The organism is Erwinia aeris, assembly GCF_041224955.1.
Lineage (GTDB): Bacteria > Pseudomonadota > Gammaproteobacteria > Enterobacterales > Enterobacteriaceae > Erwinia > Erwinia aeris.
Genome location: NZ_JBGFFX010000002.1, coordinates 394,625 through 411,076, shown reverse-complemented (window position 1 = coordinate 411,076; position 16,452 = coordinate 394,625). Strand labels below are relative to the sequence as shown.

Here is a 16,452-nt window from a genome sequence, read left to right as displayed (position 1 = left end):
CCGTAGCGCGTGCTTCAGCGCTCAGGCCTGGCTAACTGCGCCATGACCATCTCTTCTATCAGTTCGCTGCGGCTCATATTACGCTGCTCGGCGAGCTGGTTCAGGGCGTCAACTGCGTCACTGTTCATTTTCAGTTCTACGCGCTTCAGCCCGCGCACTTTATCACGCTTAAGCTGGTTGCGTTTGTTAATGCGCAACTGCTCATCACGTGCCAGTGGATTGGTTTTGGGTCGTCCCGGTCGACGCTCGTCTGCGAACAGATCGATCGTGGTGCGGTCCGTGTTTTCTTTTGCCATAGAATCGTGATACTGAAGGCTGGAGTTCTGATGGATTGAGCCGTTAGCGTTTGCGGCCGGTGCCGTCGACAAATTTTAGCGCGCCATCATACCCCAGCGAAAGTCGCGACGACAATTATTTAGCCTTTTACTGAAACATTTGTTTTCACAGGGCAAAAAAACGGCGGATGGCGCGCAAAACGGCATCAGGTTTCTCGGCATGCGCCCAGTGACCCGCGCCGGTAATCACGTGGGCGCGGGCGGCAGGGAACTGGGCCAGCAGCGCGTCACGATACGCTTCCTGTAGATAAGGCGAATGTTCGCCCCGAATAAACAGCGTGGGATGTGGCCAGGCGGGCAGCGTTTCCCAGCCGATAATCCGATCGTAGTGCTGCCAGAGCGCCGGCACGTTGAAACGCCATTCGCCGTCCTGAAACGATTTAAGCAGAAACTGAATGACGCCTTCTTCCTGTATGGTCTGACGCATCAGCGCGGCGGCTTCGCTCCGGCGGGTAATGCCCGCTTCGCTGACGGCGGCCAGCGCGGCGAAAATCGCGTCGTGATGGCGTTCCCGGTAGGCCACCGGCGCAATATCGATAACCACCAGCTGCCCGACGCGTTCCGGGGCAAGGGAAGCCAGCGTCATGGCGATTTTCCCGCCCATGGAATGGCCTATAATATCAAACCGGTCGGCATCAAGCTCATCCAGCGTTTCCAGCACGTCGCGCGCCATTGCGGCATAGCTTATTTCATCCGACCTCGGCGAAAGGCCATGATTTCGGACGTCCACCTGAATAATGCGGCGATCCGCTTTCAGGTCGCGCGCCAGCACCCCAAGGTTATCCAGGTTGCCGAAAAGGCCGTGAATAAGCACCACGGGCGCGTCAGAAACGGTCGTTTGTTCAGATTGCAGGCGGAAATTCAATTTCATGGCAAACTTCTTACGGAGGAAACGAGGGGTTAGGTTATCATAAAACAGCGATTTTCTGCCGCCGCGACAGACCCGATCTTTTTACGGCATATTCCGACTTTTGTCCGCAATTGGGGCTGGCGCTACAACCCGGCAGGATTTAACTTTATAATCCTCGTGTTAGAGCTGGTCCGTCCGCGCCTGGGTAAAACAGGTCGCTAACCGGCTCTTATCAGCAATAATCGTACTGGATCAAGATGAAAACTATTGAAGTCGACGAAGAGCTCTACCGTTATATCGCCAGCCACACTCAGCATATTGGTGAAAGCGCCTCCGACATTTTACGTCGTATGCTGAAATTTTCTGCTGGTCAGGCAGCGCCGAAGGCACCTGCTGTTACGGCTGCGCCCGCGCCTGTCGCCAGCGTACAGGAAACCGTGGTGAAAGAGACGTCTCGCCCGCAGGATCGCGTTCGCGCCGTGCGCGAGCTGCTGCTGTCGGACGAGTATGCGGAGCAGAAAAAAGCGGTAAACCGTTTTATGCTGATCCTGTCGACTTTATACAATCTGGATCCCAAAGCATTTGCCGCGGCGACCGAGTCACTGCATGGTCGTACGCGCGTCTACTTTGCAGGCAATCAGCAAACCCTGGTACAGAACGGCACCCATACCAAGCCGCAGCATATTCCCGGCACGCCGTATTGGGTGATCACCAACACCAACACAGGCCGTAAACGCAGCATGATTGAACATATCATGTCGTCCATGCAGTTCCCGACGGAACTGGCGGACAAGGTTTGCGGCACACTCTAAACACAGCGTCAGGGAGAAGCGCCAATGGCCAGTCACCCCCGTGCCGGGCAGCCAGCACAGCAGAGCGATTTGATTAACGTTGCACAATTGACCTCGCAGTATTACGTCCTGCAGCCGGAAACAGGCAACGCGGAACACGCGGTGAAATTCGGCACGTCCGGCCATCGCGGTAGCGCAGGCCGACAGAGCTTCAACGAGACGCACATTCTGGCTATCGCGCAGGCGATTGCGGAAGAGCGCAAAAAGAACGGCGTTACCGGCCCTTGCTACGTGGGTAAAGATACGCACGCGCTGTCCGAACCGGCGATTATTTCCGTACTGGAAGTGCTGGCGGCGAACGGCGTGGATGTGATTGTACAGCAGGACAACGGCTACACGCCGACGCCTGCCATCTCTAACGCTATCCTTGAGCATAACAAGGCGGGCGGCGCGCAGGCTGACGGCATCGTTATCACGCCTTCGCACAACCCGCCGGAAGATGGCGGCATCAAATACAATCCGCCAAACGGTGGCCCGGCCGATACTAACGTCACTAAAGTGGTGGAAGATCGCGCTAACCAGCTGATTAAAGACGGCCTGAAAGATGTTAAGCGCATGGCGCTGGACGAAGCCTGGGCAAGCGGCCATCTGCAGGAAAAAGATCTGATCCAGCCTTATATCGAAGGTCTGGCGCAGATCATCGATATTCCGGCTATTCAGAAAGCGGGCCTGAAAATCGGCGTCGATCCGCTTGGCGGCTCCGGCATCGCCTACTGGCAGCGTATCGCGGAATATTACAATCTGGATCTGACTATCGTTAACGATTCGGTCGACCAGACGTTCCGCTTTATGCACCTGGATAAAGACGGCGTGATCCGTATGGACTGCTCATCCGAAAGCGCGATGGCGGGCCTGCTGGCGCTGCGTGATAAGTTCGATCTGGCGTTTGCCAACGACCCGGACTATGACCGCCACGGCATCGTTACGCCTGCGGGCCTGATGAACCCTAACCATTACCTGGCCGTTGCTATTAACTATCTGTTCCAGCACCGTCCGCAGTGGGGCAAAGAGGTTGCCGTCGGCAAAACGCTGGTCTCCAGCGCGATGATCGACCGCGTGGTCAACGACATCGGCCGTAAGCTGGTGGAAGTGCCGGTAGGGTTTAAATGGTTCGTTGATGGCCTGTTCGACGGCAGTTTCGGCTTCGGCGGCGAAGAGAGCGCGGGCGCTTCCTTCCTGCGTTTTGACGGTACGCCTTGGTCAACGGACAAAGACGGTATCATCATGTGCCTGCTGGCCGCCGAGATCACCGCTGTGACCGGTAAAAATCCGCAGCAGCACTATAACGAGCTGGCGGAGCGCTTTGGCGCACCAAGCTATAACCGTCTGCAGGCTTCTGCGACCTCCGCGCAAAAAGCGGCGCTGTCGAAGCTGTCGCCGGAAATGGTCAGCGCCGATACGCTGGCGGGCGATCCTATCACCGCTCGCCTGACGGCGGCGCCAGGCAACGGCGCATCAATCGGTGGCCTGAAGGTGATGACCGAGAACGGCTGGTTCGCAGCGCGTCCGTCCGGTACGGAAGACGCCTACAAAATCTATTGCGAAAGCTTCCTGGGTGCCGAGCACCGCGAGAAGATTGAGAAAGAAGCGGTAGAAATTGTTAGCGAAGTACTGAAAAACGCCTGATATCAGGGCTGAAAATAAAAGGCGCTAATTTATTAGCGCCTTTTTTATATTCCAATTTTGCCTGTTTCGGGATGTCCCGAATAATTCAGCCGATTTTAAAGCTGTGAACTTCCCTTATTCGTATACCCAAGCCGTCTGTTCCGGGAGTGGCTGGAACAAACATGGCGCAGTGATAAAACAGCATCAAGCTTAAACAGTTGAACAATAATGCATTTACCCTGTACAAAACTGCTTAAACCCCTTCAGGCAGTGGCCATGCGGCTACAGGCTTGCTGCAACGGCGCGGGGCGGTGGTTATGGCCATATTTAAACAGATGCAATGTAACGTAGTTGTTATTTATTTAATTTAAATTAACTTTAATTTAACTTATTGCCTTTACCTGGATAATTTTTAATTTAATCTGGTCGGATGAGTGGTAAATATATCGCCAGATCGGTATTATTTTAGCCAGACTTTTACTTTTCCGGAGGGCGTATGAATCTCTATCATCAATACTCGCTGCCTCATCTTCTACTGCGTCGGCTGGCAACGCTTGCGGTCGGTGTTGTCGCGCTGCCTTTTATGCTTTTTTATCGCGACCGCTCGCGCTTTTACAGCTACCTGCATCGCTGCTGGTGCAAAACCAGTACGCAGCCCGTGTGGCTGGCGCAGGCGGAAAGGGCCGCTGCCGATTTTTATTAATCGCGCCCGCATGCTTTAACGCCGCCTTATCCTCATGCTTTAGATTTTTCTTAATGCTCCGGTTTCGGGGCATGCTTCTTATCTTTCCACCGCCTTCAGACCGCTGTTAATGCCCCGTTTTAGGGGCATTTTTCTTTTCTTCCTGCCGCTTTGCCTTGTTCCGTAAGGTTTTTCGTGGGCCGGCCTTTTTTCGATAAATCACCGGTAGCAATTCTTTCCATAAAGTTGTACAACTTATTTTGTCTTGTACAGATTTAACCGCTACACTTAATGATGAAAGTAGCGAAGGGGAGAAAGGTATGAGTGAGAAAATTCCGGTAGGCATCAGCGCCTGCCTGCTTGGCGACAGTGTCCGCTTTGATGGCGGCCACAAACGTTGCGCCTTTGCCGCCGAAGATCTGGCGCCTTTTATGCGTTATGAACCGGTTTGCCCGGAAATGGCGATTGGTCTGCCCACGCCGCGTCCGGCCCTGCGCCTGACCGAAACGGCCGAAAATAGCGTTGAGCTTTGCTTCAGCAACGGGAAAGGCGATCCGCTGACCCAGGAAATGCAAAGCTTTTCCGAGAAAAAAATCGCCAGCCTGCATCACCTTTGCGGCTACATCGTCTGCGCCAAATCGCCCAGCTGCGGCATGGAGCGGGTGCGCGTCTACCAGCCAGAAAATAACAACAACCGTAAAGAAGGCGTTGGCATCTTTACGCGTGAACTGATGAAGCAAATGCCGTGGCTGCCGGTCGAAGAAGACGGCAGGCTGCACGATCCCGTGCTGCGCGAGAACTTTGTTGAGCGCATTTACACGCTGCATGAATTTAACCAGCTGTGGCGCAGCGGCCTGACGCGCGGCAAGCTTATTGCCTTTCACAGCCGCTATAAGCTAACGCTGCTGGCGCATTCACAGCCGGAATATCGCGAGATTGGTCGCTTTGTGGCGGCTATTGAGCAGTGGCCTTCACTGGAAGCCTTTGCTTTTGAGTATCGTCAGCGCCTGATGGATCTGCTGAAGCATAAAGCCACGCGCGGCAACCACACTAATGTGATGATGCACGTACAGGGCTATTTCCGACCGCAGCTGAACGCCAAACAGCGCGAGGAGCTGACCTCGCTGATCGATCACTATCGTCAGGGCTTACAACCGCTGCTGGCACCGATGACGCTGCTCAAACACTATATGTCGGAATATCCCGATCCTTACCTTACCCAGCAACGCTATTTTGAGCCTTATCCGGAAGCGCTTCGCCTGCGTTACGGCCATTAATTACAGGGAAAGCTATGGCCACCCATCTGGTCTGGATGCGCAACGATCTGCGCATCCACGATAATTACGCGCTTTATGCAGCCTGCAGCGAGGTCAATGCAGAAGTGCTCGTCCTCTATATTGCCACGCCAAAACAGTGGCAATCGCATGATATGTCACCGAAGCAGGCCGCTTTTATTTATCAAAGCCTGCACGATGTTCAGGGCACTTTGGCAGAAAAAGGTATCCCGCTGCACTATTTACAGCGCGATGATTTTTCCGCCTCCGTTGAAGCGCTGAAAGATTTCTGCCGTGAGCATCATGTCGACAGCCTGTTTTATAACTATCAGCACGAAGTCAACGAGCGCCAGCGCGATGCGCAAGCGGAACGCGAACTGAGCGAGCTGGATATAGTTGTGCAGGGCTTCGATGACGGTCTGCTGCCGCCCGGCAGCGTGCTGACAGGCAATCGGGAAATGTTTAAAGTCTTTACGCCATTCAGCAAAGCTTTTGTTCGCCGACTGCATGAAGGGATGCCGGAATGCGCGCCCGCGCCCAAACCGCGCGCTCAGGCGCCGCTGGAAAAACTACCCGCTCTGGAACCATTTGATTATCCGCAGGAAGATTTTAATACCGACCTTTTTCCCGTAGGGGAGAAAACGGCTATCCAACGTCTGCGCGAGTTCTGTCAGCAGCCGGTCGCGGAGTATGCGGCCAGGCGAGACACGCCGGCCATTGACGGCACGAGCCGCCTGTCCGTTTATCTGGTTACCGGGGTGCTGTCGCCGCGCCAGTGCCTGCATCGCCTGCTGCGCGAGCATCCCGACGCGTTAGAAAACGACAAAATATTCAGCTGGTTTAACGAGCTTATCTGGCGCGAGTTCTACCGGCACCTGATTGTCGCCTGGCCCGCGCTCTGCAAACATCAGCCCTTTATCAGCTGGACAAAAAAGGTGCAATGGCAGCGCAATGATGACCAGCTGGCCGCCTGGCAGCAGGGCAAAACCGGTTATCCGATAGTGGATGCCGCTATGCGGCAGCTGAACAGTCTTGGCTGGATGCATAATCGCCTGCGGATGATTACCGCCAGCTTCCTGATTAAAGATCTGCTGATCGACTGGCGGATCGGCGAACGCTATTTTATGTCACAGCTGATCGACGGCGATCTGGCGGCGAACAATGGCGGCTGGCAGTGGGCCGCTTCCAGCGGCAACGACGCGGCGCCTTACTTTCGCATCTTCAATCCTACTACGCAGGGCGAACGTTTTGATAAAAAAGGCGAATTCATTCGGCAATGGCTACCGGAACTGAAGGCGGTGCCCGTTCAGCATATTCACCAGCCGCATGAATGGGCGCGGAAAAACGGCGTTCAGCTCGATTATCCTCACCCCATCGTTGACCACAAAGAGGCCCGCAAACGTGCGCTGGCGGCCTACGAGGCGGCAAGGAAATAGCCGCGCGTTTTGCCGCCCTCTGCTAAAGTAGCCGCATTGAGAACGGCAAAAGAGTGTACGCCCTATGCAAAACAGTGAATTAGAAAACATCGTTAACCAGCAGCTGAATACCGCGAGCTTCAGCGACTATGCGCCGAACGGTCTTCAGGTAGAAGGGCGCGAGCAGGTACAGAAAATCGTTACCGGCGTGACCGCCTGTCAGGCGCTACTGGATGAGGCCGTACGTTTACAGGCGGACGCGGTGCTGGTGCATCACGGCTATTTCTGGAAAAGCGAAGCGCCGGTGATTAAGGGCATGAAGCGCAACCGGCTGAAAACGCTGCTGGCGAACGATATCAACCTTTACGGCTGGCATCTGCCGCTGGACGCGCATCCCGAGCTGGGCAATAACGCGCAGCTGGCGAAACTGTTTGGGATTGAGGTCAAAGGCGAAGTGATGCCGCTGGTGTTCTGGGGCGAGCTGCAGGAGCCGTTGACGGGCGAGCAGCTTGCCGCACGCATTGGTCAGACCCTGCATCGCGACCCGCTGCACTGCGGCGATAACGCGCCAGCGCTGATCCGCAAAGTGGCGTGGTGCTCCGGCGGCGGCCAGGGTTTTATCGACGCGGCGGCGGCATTCGGCGTGGACGCGTTTATCTCCGGCGAGGTTTCCGAGCAAACCATTCACAGCGCGCGCGAGCAGGGCCTGCACTTTTTTGCGGCCGGACATCATGCTACCGAGCGCGGCGGTATCAAGGCGCTGGGTGAATGGCTGGCGGCACAGCATGGCCTGGACGTCACCTTTATCGATATCGACAACCCCGCCTGACAGCAGACAGGCGGCCCCGGTGGCCGCCTGTTAACCTCAACGCCCGCTTAAGGGTAGGGTGCGACTGAGATCACCGTAAACTCTGCCGCGCCGTGATGCTTCGCAATATCCTGGCGCACCGCGTCCTGTACGGCTTCCTCTGTCGGTTCGCCCTCGCTTTCCAACAGCACTTCTTCGGAATGCAGATGGCCTTCGGCCTGATGTTCGTAATGAATTTTGAATGTCGTGCTCATCGCTACCTCCTTTATGCAGAAACCGTAATAGTAGCCACTGTGTCGCGCCTGGCTAATCGATTATTGACACTTCTCTGACATTTCCGCATAACTATTTCTTCTTTCTGGAAAACGGTGGCCTTATCAACGGGCCGGGAGAGTGTTTTGCAACGAGCACGTTGTTACCTTTCAGGTGAGCGCGCGGTAGTGCTTGAGCTGGAACCCCCTGTCTCTCTCAGCAGCCAGCAGCGTATCTGGGGCCTGTCAGCGCGTCTGACCGGCCGGCCGGAAGTCACGGAAGTCATTCCCGGCATGAACAATATCACGGTGATTTTAAGCAACCCGCAACAGCACGCGCTGGACGCCATCGAGTGGCTCCAGGGCTGGTGGGAAACAAGCGAAGCGCTGGTGCTGGAAACGCGGGATATCGCCATTCCCGTTATCTACGGCGGCGCAGCAGGGCCGGATCTGGACGAGGTGGCGCGTCAAAGCGGACTGACGCCGCAGCAGGTGGTGGAAGCCCACGCGGCGGGGCGCTATACCGTTTATTTTATCGGCTTCCAGCCCGGTTTCCCTTACCTGGCGGGCCTGGACGAGCGGCTGCATACGCCCCGGCGGGCGGAGCCGCGCCTGAAGGTGCCGGCCGGATCCGTGGGCATCGGCGGTAGCCAGACCGGCGTTTATCCGCTTGCCGCGCCGGGCGGCTGGCAGCTAATTGGCCAGACGAGTATCGCTCTGTTTACGCCTGAACAGCAGCCGCCGACGCTTTTACGTCCCGGCGACCAGGTACGCTTTATTCCGCAAAAGGAGGGCCTGTGCTGAATATTATTCGGGCTGGCATGAGTACCACCTTACAGGACGCAGGCCGTATCGGCTGGCGTCAGTTCGGCGTCAGCAGCGGCGGCGCGCTGGACTATCCGGCAATGGCGACGGCCAACCTGCTGGTCGGCAATGAGCAAAACAGCCCGGTGCTGGAAATTACGCTCGGCCAGTTCTGCGCGGAGTTTACCCGGGACGGCTGGATGGCGCTGACGGGCGCGGGCTGTAGCGCCGAGCTGGACGGCAAACCGGTGTGGACGGGCTGGCGCCTCGCCGTACGCAAAGGATCGCGCCTGACGTTGAAAATGCCGCAGCGCGGGATGCGCAGCTACCTGGCGCTGGCTGGCGGTTTTGCCGCCGTGCCCGTGCTCGGTTCCTGCAGCACCGATTTGAAAACGGGCCTGGGCGGCTTTGCGGGACGGCAGATTGAAGACGGCGACAGGCTGCCGCTGGGCGAACCCGCGCGCACATTCAGCAAACCGGCGGGCGTGCGCCAGCTGCTGTTTGGCAACCGCGTTCGCGCGATGGCCGGCCCGGAATACCACGAATTCAGCCGCGAAAGCCGGGAGCTGTTCTGGCGGACGGGCTGGCAGCTCAGCCCGCAGAGCAACCGTATGGGCTATCGCTTACAGGGTCGCGCGCTGGTGCGCGAAGCCGGGCGCGATATGCTGTCGCACGGGCTGATCCCCGGCGTGGTGCAGGTGCCGCCTAACGGCCAGCCGATTGTGCTGATGGCGGATGCGCAAACCACCGGCGGCTACCCGCGTATCGCCTGCGTGATTGAAGCCGATCTCTATCATCTGGCGCAGATCCGTCTGGGCGAGCCGATCCATTTTGTGCACTGCACACTGGAAGAAGCGCTGCAGGCGAAGCGCGAGCGCGATCGGGTACTGGAACAAATGGCATGGGGATTAGCGCATGAAAATTGATTTAAACGCCGATTTGGGTGAGGGCTGCGGCAACGATCGCGCCTTATTACAGCTGGTTTCCTCGGCCAATATCGCCTGTGGTTTTCACGCGGGCGACGCGGAAACCATGCGGCAGTGCGTGCGCTGGGCGCTGGAGTATGGCGTGGCGATTGGGGCGCATCCCGGCTTTCCCGATCGCGAAAACTTTGGCCGCACGCGTATGGCACTGCCTGCTGAAACGATTTATACGCAGACGCTTTATCAGATTGGCGCGCTCCAGGCTATTGCCCGCAGCGAAGGCGGCAAGGTGACGCATGTGAAGCCGCACGGGATGCTTTACAACCAGGCCGCTGAGGACGCCTCGCTGGCGGAAGCTATCGCGCAGGCGGTCAGGGCTGCCGATCCGCACCTGATCCTGGTGGGGTTGGCGGGCAGCGAATCTGTTCGCGCCGCTAAATCAGCGGGCCTGACCACCAGAGAGGAGGTTTTTGCCGATCGCGGCTACCAGGCGGACGGTTCGCTGGTGCCTCGCTCGCAGCCCGGCGCGCTGATAGAGAGCGACGAGCAGGCTATTGCACAAACGCTCGCGATGGTGCAGCGGGCGAAAGTGCGGGCCGTCAGCGGCGAATGGGTCAGCGTCAATGCGGAAACCGTATGCCTGCACGGCGACGGTGCCCATGCGCTGGCCTTTGCCCGCCAGCTCCGTGAGGCGTTCGCCGCACGAGATATTGCAGTCAGCTACGGCTGACGTATCGCTACGGACGGCCCACTTGCCTGGCCGTCTCCCTTATTGCTCCTGCACGCAGCGGGAAGCTTCAGCCTTTATCAGGAGGATAAATGGATCCTGTCGTTAATCTCTGGCCGCTGGCCGGCATCGCTGCCATCGTGGTTGGTTTTCTACTGCGCTTTAACCCGGTGCTGGTGGTGCTGGTCGCCGGTTTAATCACCGGGCTGGCGGCAAAAATGCCGATCGGCGATATTCTGGAAAAACTGGGCTCTGGCTTTCTCAATACCCGCAACCTGCCGCTGATCCTGCTGTTGCCTTTAGTGGTGATAGGCCTGCTGGAGCGCCACGGGCTGAAAGAGCGCGCCCAGGCCTGGATTGCGCAGATCAAAAGCGCTACGGCGGGAAGATTGCTTATTGTCTACCTGCTGGTGCGTGAGCTGACGGCGGCGATGGGGCTGACCAGCCTGGGCGGCCATCCGCAAATGGTGCGTCCTCTGCTGGCGCCGATGGCGGAAGGCGCTACCGAAAATCGTTACGGCGAGCTGCCGCCGGAAGTGCGTCATCGCCTGCGCGCTATGGCGGCGGCGACCGATAACGTCGGGCTGTTTTTCGGCGAGGATATCTTTGTCGCTTTTGGCGCCATCATCTTTATGCATAATTTTATGCAGCAGTCGGCGGGCATCCAGACCGATCCGCTACAGATAGCGCTCTGGGGCATCCCGACCGCCGTTTGCGCTTTTCTGATCCACGCCTTTCGCCTGCGTCGCCTGGATAAAACCCTGGCGGCAGAGCTTGCCGCGCTGAATGCGCAGGCGCAGAAAGCCAAAGGAGGGCGCTGATGTTTCAGCAACAGTATCTTTACTGGCTGGCGGGTTTGATCCTGCTGGTGGTCGCCGTGATGTCCTGGCGAGACAAAGCTAATCCGCGTCGTCTGACTACCGGCCTGTTCTGGGCGCTCTACGGCCTGGTTTTTCTGGTCAGCGACGGGGCATCGGCATGGTTCGGAGCGCGTTCGCTCCATATTGCTATCGGCGTGGTGGTGGTGATTATGGCGCTGATTGCCGGTCTGGGCGGCGTAAAGCTGGGCTCCTACCATCAGCGCAGCCATCAGGAGCGCGAGGCGAGCGCCAAACGCCTGCGCAACCGGCTGTTTCTGCCTGCGCTGGCCATCCCGGTGGTTACGGTTGTCGGCGTGCTGCTGTTTAATAATTTGCCGGGCGCACGGGTGGCGCTGTTTGGGGAAGGCAATCAGGCCACGCTGGTCACGCTTTTCTCTATGATGGTTGGCTGCGTGGTGGGCTGGCTGATCGCGCTGAAAATGACGCATGAAGCGCCCGCGCAGTCCGTACAGGAAGCGCGCCGCCTGCTTGATGCTATCGGCTGGGCCTTTATTCTGCCGCAGATCCTCGCCACGCTGGGCCTGCTGTTTACTACCGCCGGGGTGGGCACGGCGATTGCGCATCTGACGGAAACTTACCTTGCCGTGGACAACCGTTTTATCGCCGTAGCGGCCTACGCTACAGGCATGGCGCTGCTGACCATGATTATGGGCAACGCCTTTGCGGCTTTCCCTATCGTCACCGCCGGTATCGGCATCCCGATCCTGGTCTTGCAGCACCACGGCAACCCGGCCGTGATGGCGGCGATCGGCATGTTCTCCGGCTATTGCGGCTCGCTGATGACGCCGATGGCCGCCAACTTCAATATCGTACCCGCCCGGCTGCTGGAGCTGCCCGATCGTAATGCGGTGATCAAGGCTCAGATACCGACCGGCGTGCTATTGTTAATAACCAATATTTTTCTTCTCTGGTTTCTGATGTTTCGGTGAGGCGGCAATGAAAACAGTATTAATGGCGGCGTTTGAGCCATTCGAGGGCGAGCTGGTCAACGCCTCCTGGGAAGCGGTCAGCCAGCTGCATGAAAGAATGATCTGCGGCGCGCACGTGGTGGCGAAACAGCTGCCTTGCGTATTTGGTGAATCGCTTCAGGTATTAAACGACGCGATGGATGAGCTGGAGCCGGAGCTGGTGATCGTGGTCGGCCAGGCGAACGGGCGGCCCAATATCACGGTCGAGCGCGTGGCAATTAATATTGACGACGCGCGTATTCCCGATAATGCGGGCAGACAGCCGATTGATGAACGCATCGTTGCGGACGGCCCGGCCGCTTATTTCGCCACGCTGCCGATTAAGGCGATCGTCGAAGGTATCCGCGAGGCGGATATCCCCGCGGCGGTATCCCAAACGGCCGGGACTTTCGTTTGCAATCATGTGCTTTACGGTTTGCTGCATCGCCAGGCGCAGCAGGGCGGTCGCGGTGGGTTTATCCACGTGCCGTATTTGCCGCAGCAGGCGGTAAGGCATCCGGGCGCGGCCAGTATGCCGCTTCAGACGGTGGTGCTGGCGCTGGAGATGGCGCTGAGTATCGCGCTGACCGTGGAAGAGGACAAAAAGCTGGAAGGCGGCGCCACACAATAACAAGGAGGCACCATGCCGGAAGGGCCTGAGATCCGCCGCGCGGCGGACAAGCTGGAAAAAGCCATCAAGGGTAAAACGCTGACCGACGTCTGGTTTGCTTTTCCCCAACTGAAAACCTACGAATCCTCGCTGATTGGCGAAAGGGTAGAGGCGATCGAAACGCGCGGCAAAGCGATACTGACGCATTTCTCCAACGGATTGATCCTCTACAGCCATAACCAGCTTTACGGCGTCTGGCGCGTGATTAAAAGCGGCACCGAGCCGCAAAGCAATCGGGTGCTGCGCGTGAAGCTGGCGGCAGAAGATAAAACGCTGCTGCTGTATAGCGCCTCTGATATTGAACTGCTGACGCAGGATACGCTGGCCGCCCATCCTTTTTTGCTGCGCGTCGGCCCGGACGTGCTGGATATGACGCTGACGGTGGAAGAGGTCAAGGCGCGCCTGCTGTCACCGCGCTTCCGGCGGCGCCAGTTCAGCGGCCTGTTGCTGGATCAGGCTTTCCTGGCGGGTTTAGGCAACTATCTGCGGGTAGAGATCCTCTGGCACGCCGGTCTGGCGCCGCAGCATAAGGCACAGGATTTAGACGAGGCGCAGCTGGACAAGCTGGCGGAAGCGCTGCTGGCCATCCCCCGGCTTTCTTACCAGACGCGTGGCGTGGCAAAAGAAAACAAGCATCATGGCGCGCTGTTCAGCTTTAAAGTTTTTCATCGGGCGGGCAAACCGTGCGAGCGCTGCGGTGGCATCATTGAGAAAACCTCGCTCTCTTCACGGCCTTTTTACTGGTGTCCGGGCTGTCAGACATAAAAAAAGCGCCGCATTGCGGCGCTTCTCATAGCAACGTTAGCCTTATTTGGTCAACGAGTTAAAATCGCGCTGATCGTAGCCGGTGTAAAGCTGACGCGGACGGGCAATTTTAATGCCGTCGTCGTGCATCTCTTTCCAGTGGGCGATCCAGCCGACCGTACGCGCCATGGCGAAGATAACGGTAAACATAGAGGATGGGATACCCATCGCTTTCAGGATCAGGCCTGAATAGAAATCGACGTTCGGATAGAGTTTGCGCTCGATAAAGTACGGGTCGTTCAGCGCAATATGCTCCAGCTCCATGGCCACTTCCAGCAGGTCGTCCTTCATGCCCAGCTCTTTCAGCACTTCGTGACAGGTTTCACGCATCACCGTGGCGCGCGGATCGTAGTTCTTATACACGCGATGGCCGAAGCCCATCAGGCGGAAAGAGTCGTTCTTGTCTTTCGCACGACGCAGGAATTCCGGGATATGCTCAACCGTTTTGATCTCTTCCAGCATACGCAGGCAGGCTTCGTTGGCGCCGCCGTGCGCCGGTCCCCACAGGGAAGCGATGCCCGCAGCGATACAGGCGAACGGGTTAGCGCCGGAAGAACCAGCTGTACGCACGGTAGAAGTGGAGGCGTTCTGTTCGTGATCCGCGTGCAGGATCAGAATACGATCCATGGCGCGTTCCAGCACCGGGTTGACCACGTACTCTTCGCAAGGCGTAGAGAACATCATGTTCAGGAAGTTACCGGCATAGGAAAGGTCGTTGCGCGGATAGACGAACGGCTGGCCGATGGAATACTTGTAGCACATGGCGGCCACGGTCGGCATTTTCGACAGCAGACGGAAAGCGGCGATTTCGCGGTGACGCTCGATATTCACGTCCATCGCATCGTGATAGAAAGCCGCCAGCGCGCCGGTTACGCCGCACATGACCGCCATCGGATGGGAATCACGACGGAAGCCGCGGAACAGATGGTGGATCTGCTCGTGGATCATGGTGTGGCGGGTAACGATAGTGCTGAACTCTTCAAACTGCTCTTTGGTTGGCGCTTCGCCATTCAGCAGGATATAGCACACTTCCAGGTAGTTAGAGTGCAGCGCCAGCTGGTCGATAGGGTATCCACGGTGCAGCAGAACGCCTTCGTCGCCGTCGATATAGGTAATTTTGGATTCGCAAGAGGCGGTGGAGGTAAAGCCCGGGTCAAAAGTGAAATAACCTTTAGAACCGAGGCTACGGACATCGATCTCTTCCTGGCCTAGCGTGCCGCTCAGTACGTCGAGTTCGATAGCGTCTTCGCCGGGCAGGTTAAGCGTTGCTTTTTTATCAGCCATTTAAGTCTCCTTAGCGCCTTGTCGATGAATCTATGACATCTGAAACGCCGTTATGTCCACCGCTGCGGGTAAGCAGTATCAACTCTGTGGCATCTTATTACGTGCAGGGTACAGAGTGACGGCGCCTATGGGCCGGAAGGGCACAATCAGGCTTTGTTTAGCAGTTGTTAAAGATTCGGTATGGTCGTAACTTGTTAACCTGATGCTTAATAAGTTTAGCTCACCAATGTTACATAACTTGTGCTTAGGGGAAAGTGTATCCCCATAACTTTTGTGCATCATAGAACTTTTCGCGCTCAGTTTGTAACAAAAATGTTGAAGTTTTGTCAAATCAGATAATTAAATTTGTACAATTTGTGAAAAACGTGAGTGAGATCACTGTTCCATCTATTTTTCACCAAGATGTTTGTAGGGGAATTGTAATGAGATTGTGATCGACCTATACTGCCGCCAGGTCTCCGGAATACCCTGACACCAGGAGCCACCCAGCGTTTTAGCGCCACAATTAACACTGGATGTTGCTGTTTTGGTGCCGGTTCACAGTCCGAATGCTTATGTATTTGGCTGTCACCTTCAGGACCGGAGGAAGCAAAATAAGAAAGGCTCTGTGGGCAAAACCGTGAAAAAACAAAGACCTGTCAACCTGGATCTCTCAACGATCCGGTTTCCCGTTACCGCAATCGCGTCCATTCTCCACCGCGTGTCCGGCGTCATTACGTTTGTTGCCTTGGGCATACTGCTTTGGTTATTGGGCCTGTCGCTGTCGTCGCCCGAAGGCTTTTTGCAGGCGTCTGCCGTTATGCAAAGCTTCTTCGTTAAATTCATCATGTGGGGCATTCTCACCGCGCTGGCGTACCATACCGTCGGTGGGATACGTCATATGTTAATGGATTTTGGCTACCTGGCAGAGACGCAGGTGGTGGGAACGCGTTCGGCGCAAATCTGCTTTGGTATCACCGTCGTGCTTTCAATTCTGGCTGGAGTCCTCGTATGTTAAGCAACGCTTCCGCATTAGGACGCAATGGCGTTCACGACTGGCTGCTGGTGCGCGCCACATCTATTGTGATGACGCTCTACATCCTTTACATCCTCGGCTTTATCGTAATGACGGACACGCTGACTTACGACATCTGGCGCGGTTTTTTTGCCTCCTCCGTAACGAAAGTGTTCACGCTGCTGACGCTGTTCTCCATTCTGATGCATGGCTGGATAGGGATGTGGCAGGTGCTGACAGACTACATCAAACATCTGGCGACGCGTCTGCTGTTGCAGATGGCGATTGTGGTAGTGCTGTTTGTCTATGCGATTTATGGAACCGTCGTTGTGTGGGGTGTGTAAAAA

The 16,452-nt window shown here is 56.8% G+C and carries 19 protein-coding genes; 15 read left to right on the top strand and 4 right to left on the bottom strand.

Features of this window, described 5'->3' with window-relative positions; all coding sequences use genetic code 11:
* Positions 1-14: 14 nt before the first annotated feature.
* Entirely contained in the window at positions 15-296 is a 282-nt protein-coding gene (gene ybfE / locus AB6T85_RS05620) for a LexA regulated protein (protein WP_125288637.1), read from the bottom strand.
* 145 nt (positions 297-441) lie between these two features.
* On the bottom strand, positions 442-1,206 hold the full coding sequence (gene ybfF, locus AB6T85_RS05615) for an esterase (RefSeq protein WP_369894986.1): 765 nt from the start codon (positions 1,204-1,206) through the stop codon (positions 442-444).
* A 236-nt stretch (positions 1,207-1,442) separates the two neighbouring features.
* On the opposite strand from ybfF, the gene seqA reads away from it, so the two are divergent.
* The 6 genes from seqA to AB6T85_RS05585 all read left to right on the top strand — a co-directional run bounded on the left by seqA (position 1,443) and on the right by AB6T85_RS05585 (position 7,841).
* Positions 1,443-1,997, top strand: a complete 555-nt coding sequence (seqA, locus tag AB6T85_RS05610; protein ID WP_253454895.1) for a replication initiation negative regulator SeqA — start codon at positions 1,443-1,445, stop codon at positions 1,995-1,997.
* A gap of 24 nt (positions 1,998-2,021) precedes the next feature.
* Positions 2,022-3,662 carry a phosphoglucomutase (alpha-D-glucose-1,6-bisphosphate-dependent) gene (gene pgm, locus AB6T85_RS05605; protein WP_253454894.1) on the top strand — a complete coding sequence of 547 codons (1,641 nt, stop codon included), beginning with the start codon at positions 2,022-2,024 and terminating at the stop codon, positions 3,660-3,662.
* 475 nt (positions 3,663-4,137) lie between these two features.
* On the top strand, positions 4,138-4,344 hold the full coding sequence (locus AB6T85_RS05600; protein ID WP_253454893.1) for a DUF2517 family protein: 207 nt from the start codon (positions 4,138-4,140) through the stop codon (positions 4,342-4,344).
* Positions 4,345-4,643: 299 nt separating this feature from the next.
* The gene (locus AB6T85_RS05595) at positions 4,644-5,600 is read left to right on the top strand and encodes a YbgA family protein (RefSeq protein ID WP_253454892.1); all 957 of its coding nucleotides are present in this window, start codon (positions 4,644-4,646) and stop codon (positions 5,598-5,600) included.
* Between the two features lie 14 nt (positions 5,601-5,614).
* The gene (phrB, locus tag AB6T85_RS05590) at positions 5,615-7,033 is read left to right on the top strand and encodes a deoxyribodipyrimidine photo-lyase (protein ID WP_369894984.1); all 1,419 of its coding nucleotides are present in this window, start codon (positions 5,615-5,617) and stop codon (positions 7,031-7,033) included.
* A 64-nt stretch (positions 7,034-7,097) separates the two neighbouring features.
* On the top strand, positions 7,098-7,841 hold the full coding sequence (locus AB6T85_RS05585; protein ID WP_301253158.1) for a type 2 GTP cyclohydrolase I: 744 nt from the start codon (positions 7,098-7,100) through the stop codon (positions 7,839-7,841).
* A 47-nt stretch (positions 7,842-7,888) separates the two neighbouring features.
* Here the strand turns inward: AB6T85_RS05585 and AB6T85_RS05580 are convergent, their stop codons facing one another.
* Complete coding sequence (locus AB6T85_RS05580) at positions 7,889-8,074, bottom strand: hypothetical protein (protein WP_253454889.1); 186 nt, start codon at positions 8,072-8,074, stop codon at positions 7,889-7,891.
* Positions 8,075-8,218: 144 nt separating this feature from the next.
* Here AB6T85_RS05580 and pxpB point away from each other — a divergent pair, with 144 nt between their 5' ends.
* From pxpB to nei, 7 genes are all read left to right on the top strand, one after another.
* Complete coding sequence (gene pxpB / locus AB6T85_RS05575) at positions 8,219-8,875, top strand: 5-oxoprolinase subunit PxpB (RefSeq protein ID WP_253454888.1); 657 nt, start codon at positions 8,219-8,221, stop codon at positions 8,873-8,875.
* Complete coding sequence (gene pxpC, locus AB6T85_RS05570) at positions 8,869-9,801, top strand: 5-oxoprolinase subunit PxpC (RefSeq protein WP_253454887.1); 933 nt, start codon at positions 8,869-8,871, stop codon at positions 9,799-9,801. The genes pxpB and pxpC overlap by 7 nt, the downstream gene beginning before the upstream one ends.
* Complete coding sequence (gene pxpA, locus AB6T85_RS05565) at positions 9,791-10,528, top strand: 5-oxoprolinase subunit PxpA (RefSeq protein WP_369894983.1); 738 nt, start codon at positions 9,791-9,793, stop codon at positions 10,526-10,528. The genes pxpC and pxpA overlap by 11 nt, the downstream gene beginning before the upstream one ends.
* A gap of 89 nt (positions 10,529-10,617) precedes the next feature.
* Positions 10,618-11,346 carry a DUF969 domain-containing protein gene (locus AB6T85_RS05560; protein WP_253454885.1) on the top strand — a complete coding sequence of 243 codons (729 nt, stop codon included), beginning with the start codon at positions 10,618-10,620 and terminating at the stop codon, positions 11,344-11,346.
* Entirely contained in the window at positions 11,343-12,335 is a 993-nt protein-coding gene (locus tag AB6T85_RS05555) for a DUF979 domain-containing protein (RefSeq protein WP_301253179.1), read from the top strand. The genes AB6T85_RS05560 and AB6T85_RS05555 overlap by 4 nt, the downstream gene beginning before the upstream one ends.
* 7 nt (positions 12,336-12,342) lie before the next feature.
* A complete protein-coding gene (pcp, locus tag AB6T85_RS05550) occupies positions 12,343-12,984 on the top strand; it encodes a pyroglutamyl-peptidase I (RefSeq protein ID WP_253454884.1) in 642 nt (213 codons plus the stop codon).
* 12 nt (positions 12,985-12,996) lie between these two features.
* A complete protein-coding gene (gene nei, locus AB6T85_RS05545; protein WP_369894981.1) occupies positions 12,997-13,788 on the top strand; it encodes an endonuclease VIII in 792 nt (263 codons plus the stop codon).
* Positions 13,789-13,830: 42 nt separating this feature from the next.
* On the opposite strand, the gene AB6T85_RS05540 is transcribed toward nei, so the two are convergent.
* Positions 13,831-15,111 (bottom strand): citrate synthase, encoded by a 1,281-nt coding sequence (locus AB6T85_RS05540; RefSeq protein WP_253454882.1) that lies wholly within the window; start codon positions 15,109-15,111, stop codon positions 13,831-13,833.
* 607 nt (positions 15,112-15,718) lie between these two features.
* On the opposite strand from AB6T85_RS05540, the gene sdhC reads away from it, so the two are divergent.
* Both sdhC and sdhD read left to right on the top strand, forming a co-directional pair.
* Positions 15,719-16,108: a succinate dehydrogenase cytochrome b556 subunit gene (gene sdhC / locus AB6T85_RS05535; RefSeq protein ID WP_253454881.1), complete on the top strand. Its 390-nt coding sequence runs from the start codon at positions 15,719-15,721 to the stop codon at positions 16,106-16,108.
* Positions 16,102-16,449: a succinate dehydrogenase membrane anchor subunit gene (gene sdhD, locus AB6T85_RS05530; protein ID WP_125288605.1), complete on the top strand. Its 348-nt coding sequence runs from the start codon at positions 16,102-16,104 to the stop codon at positions 16,447-16,449. Before sdhC ends, sdhD begins: the two co-directional genes overlap by 7 nt.
* The last annotated feature ends 3 nt before the right edge of the window (positions 16,450-16,452 follow it).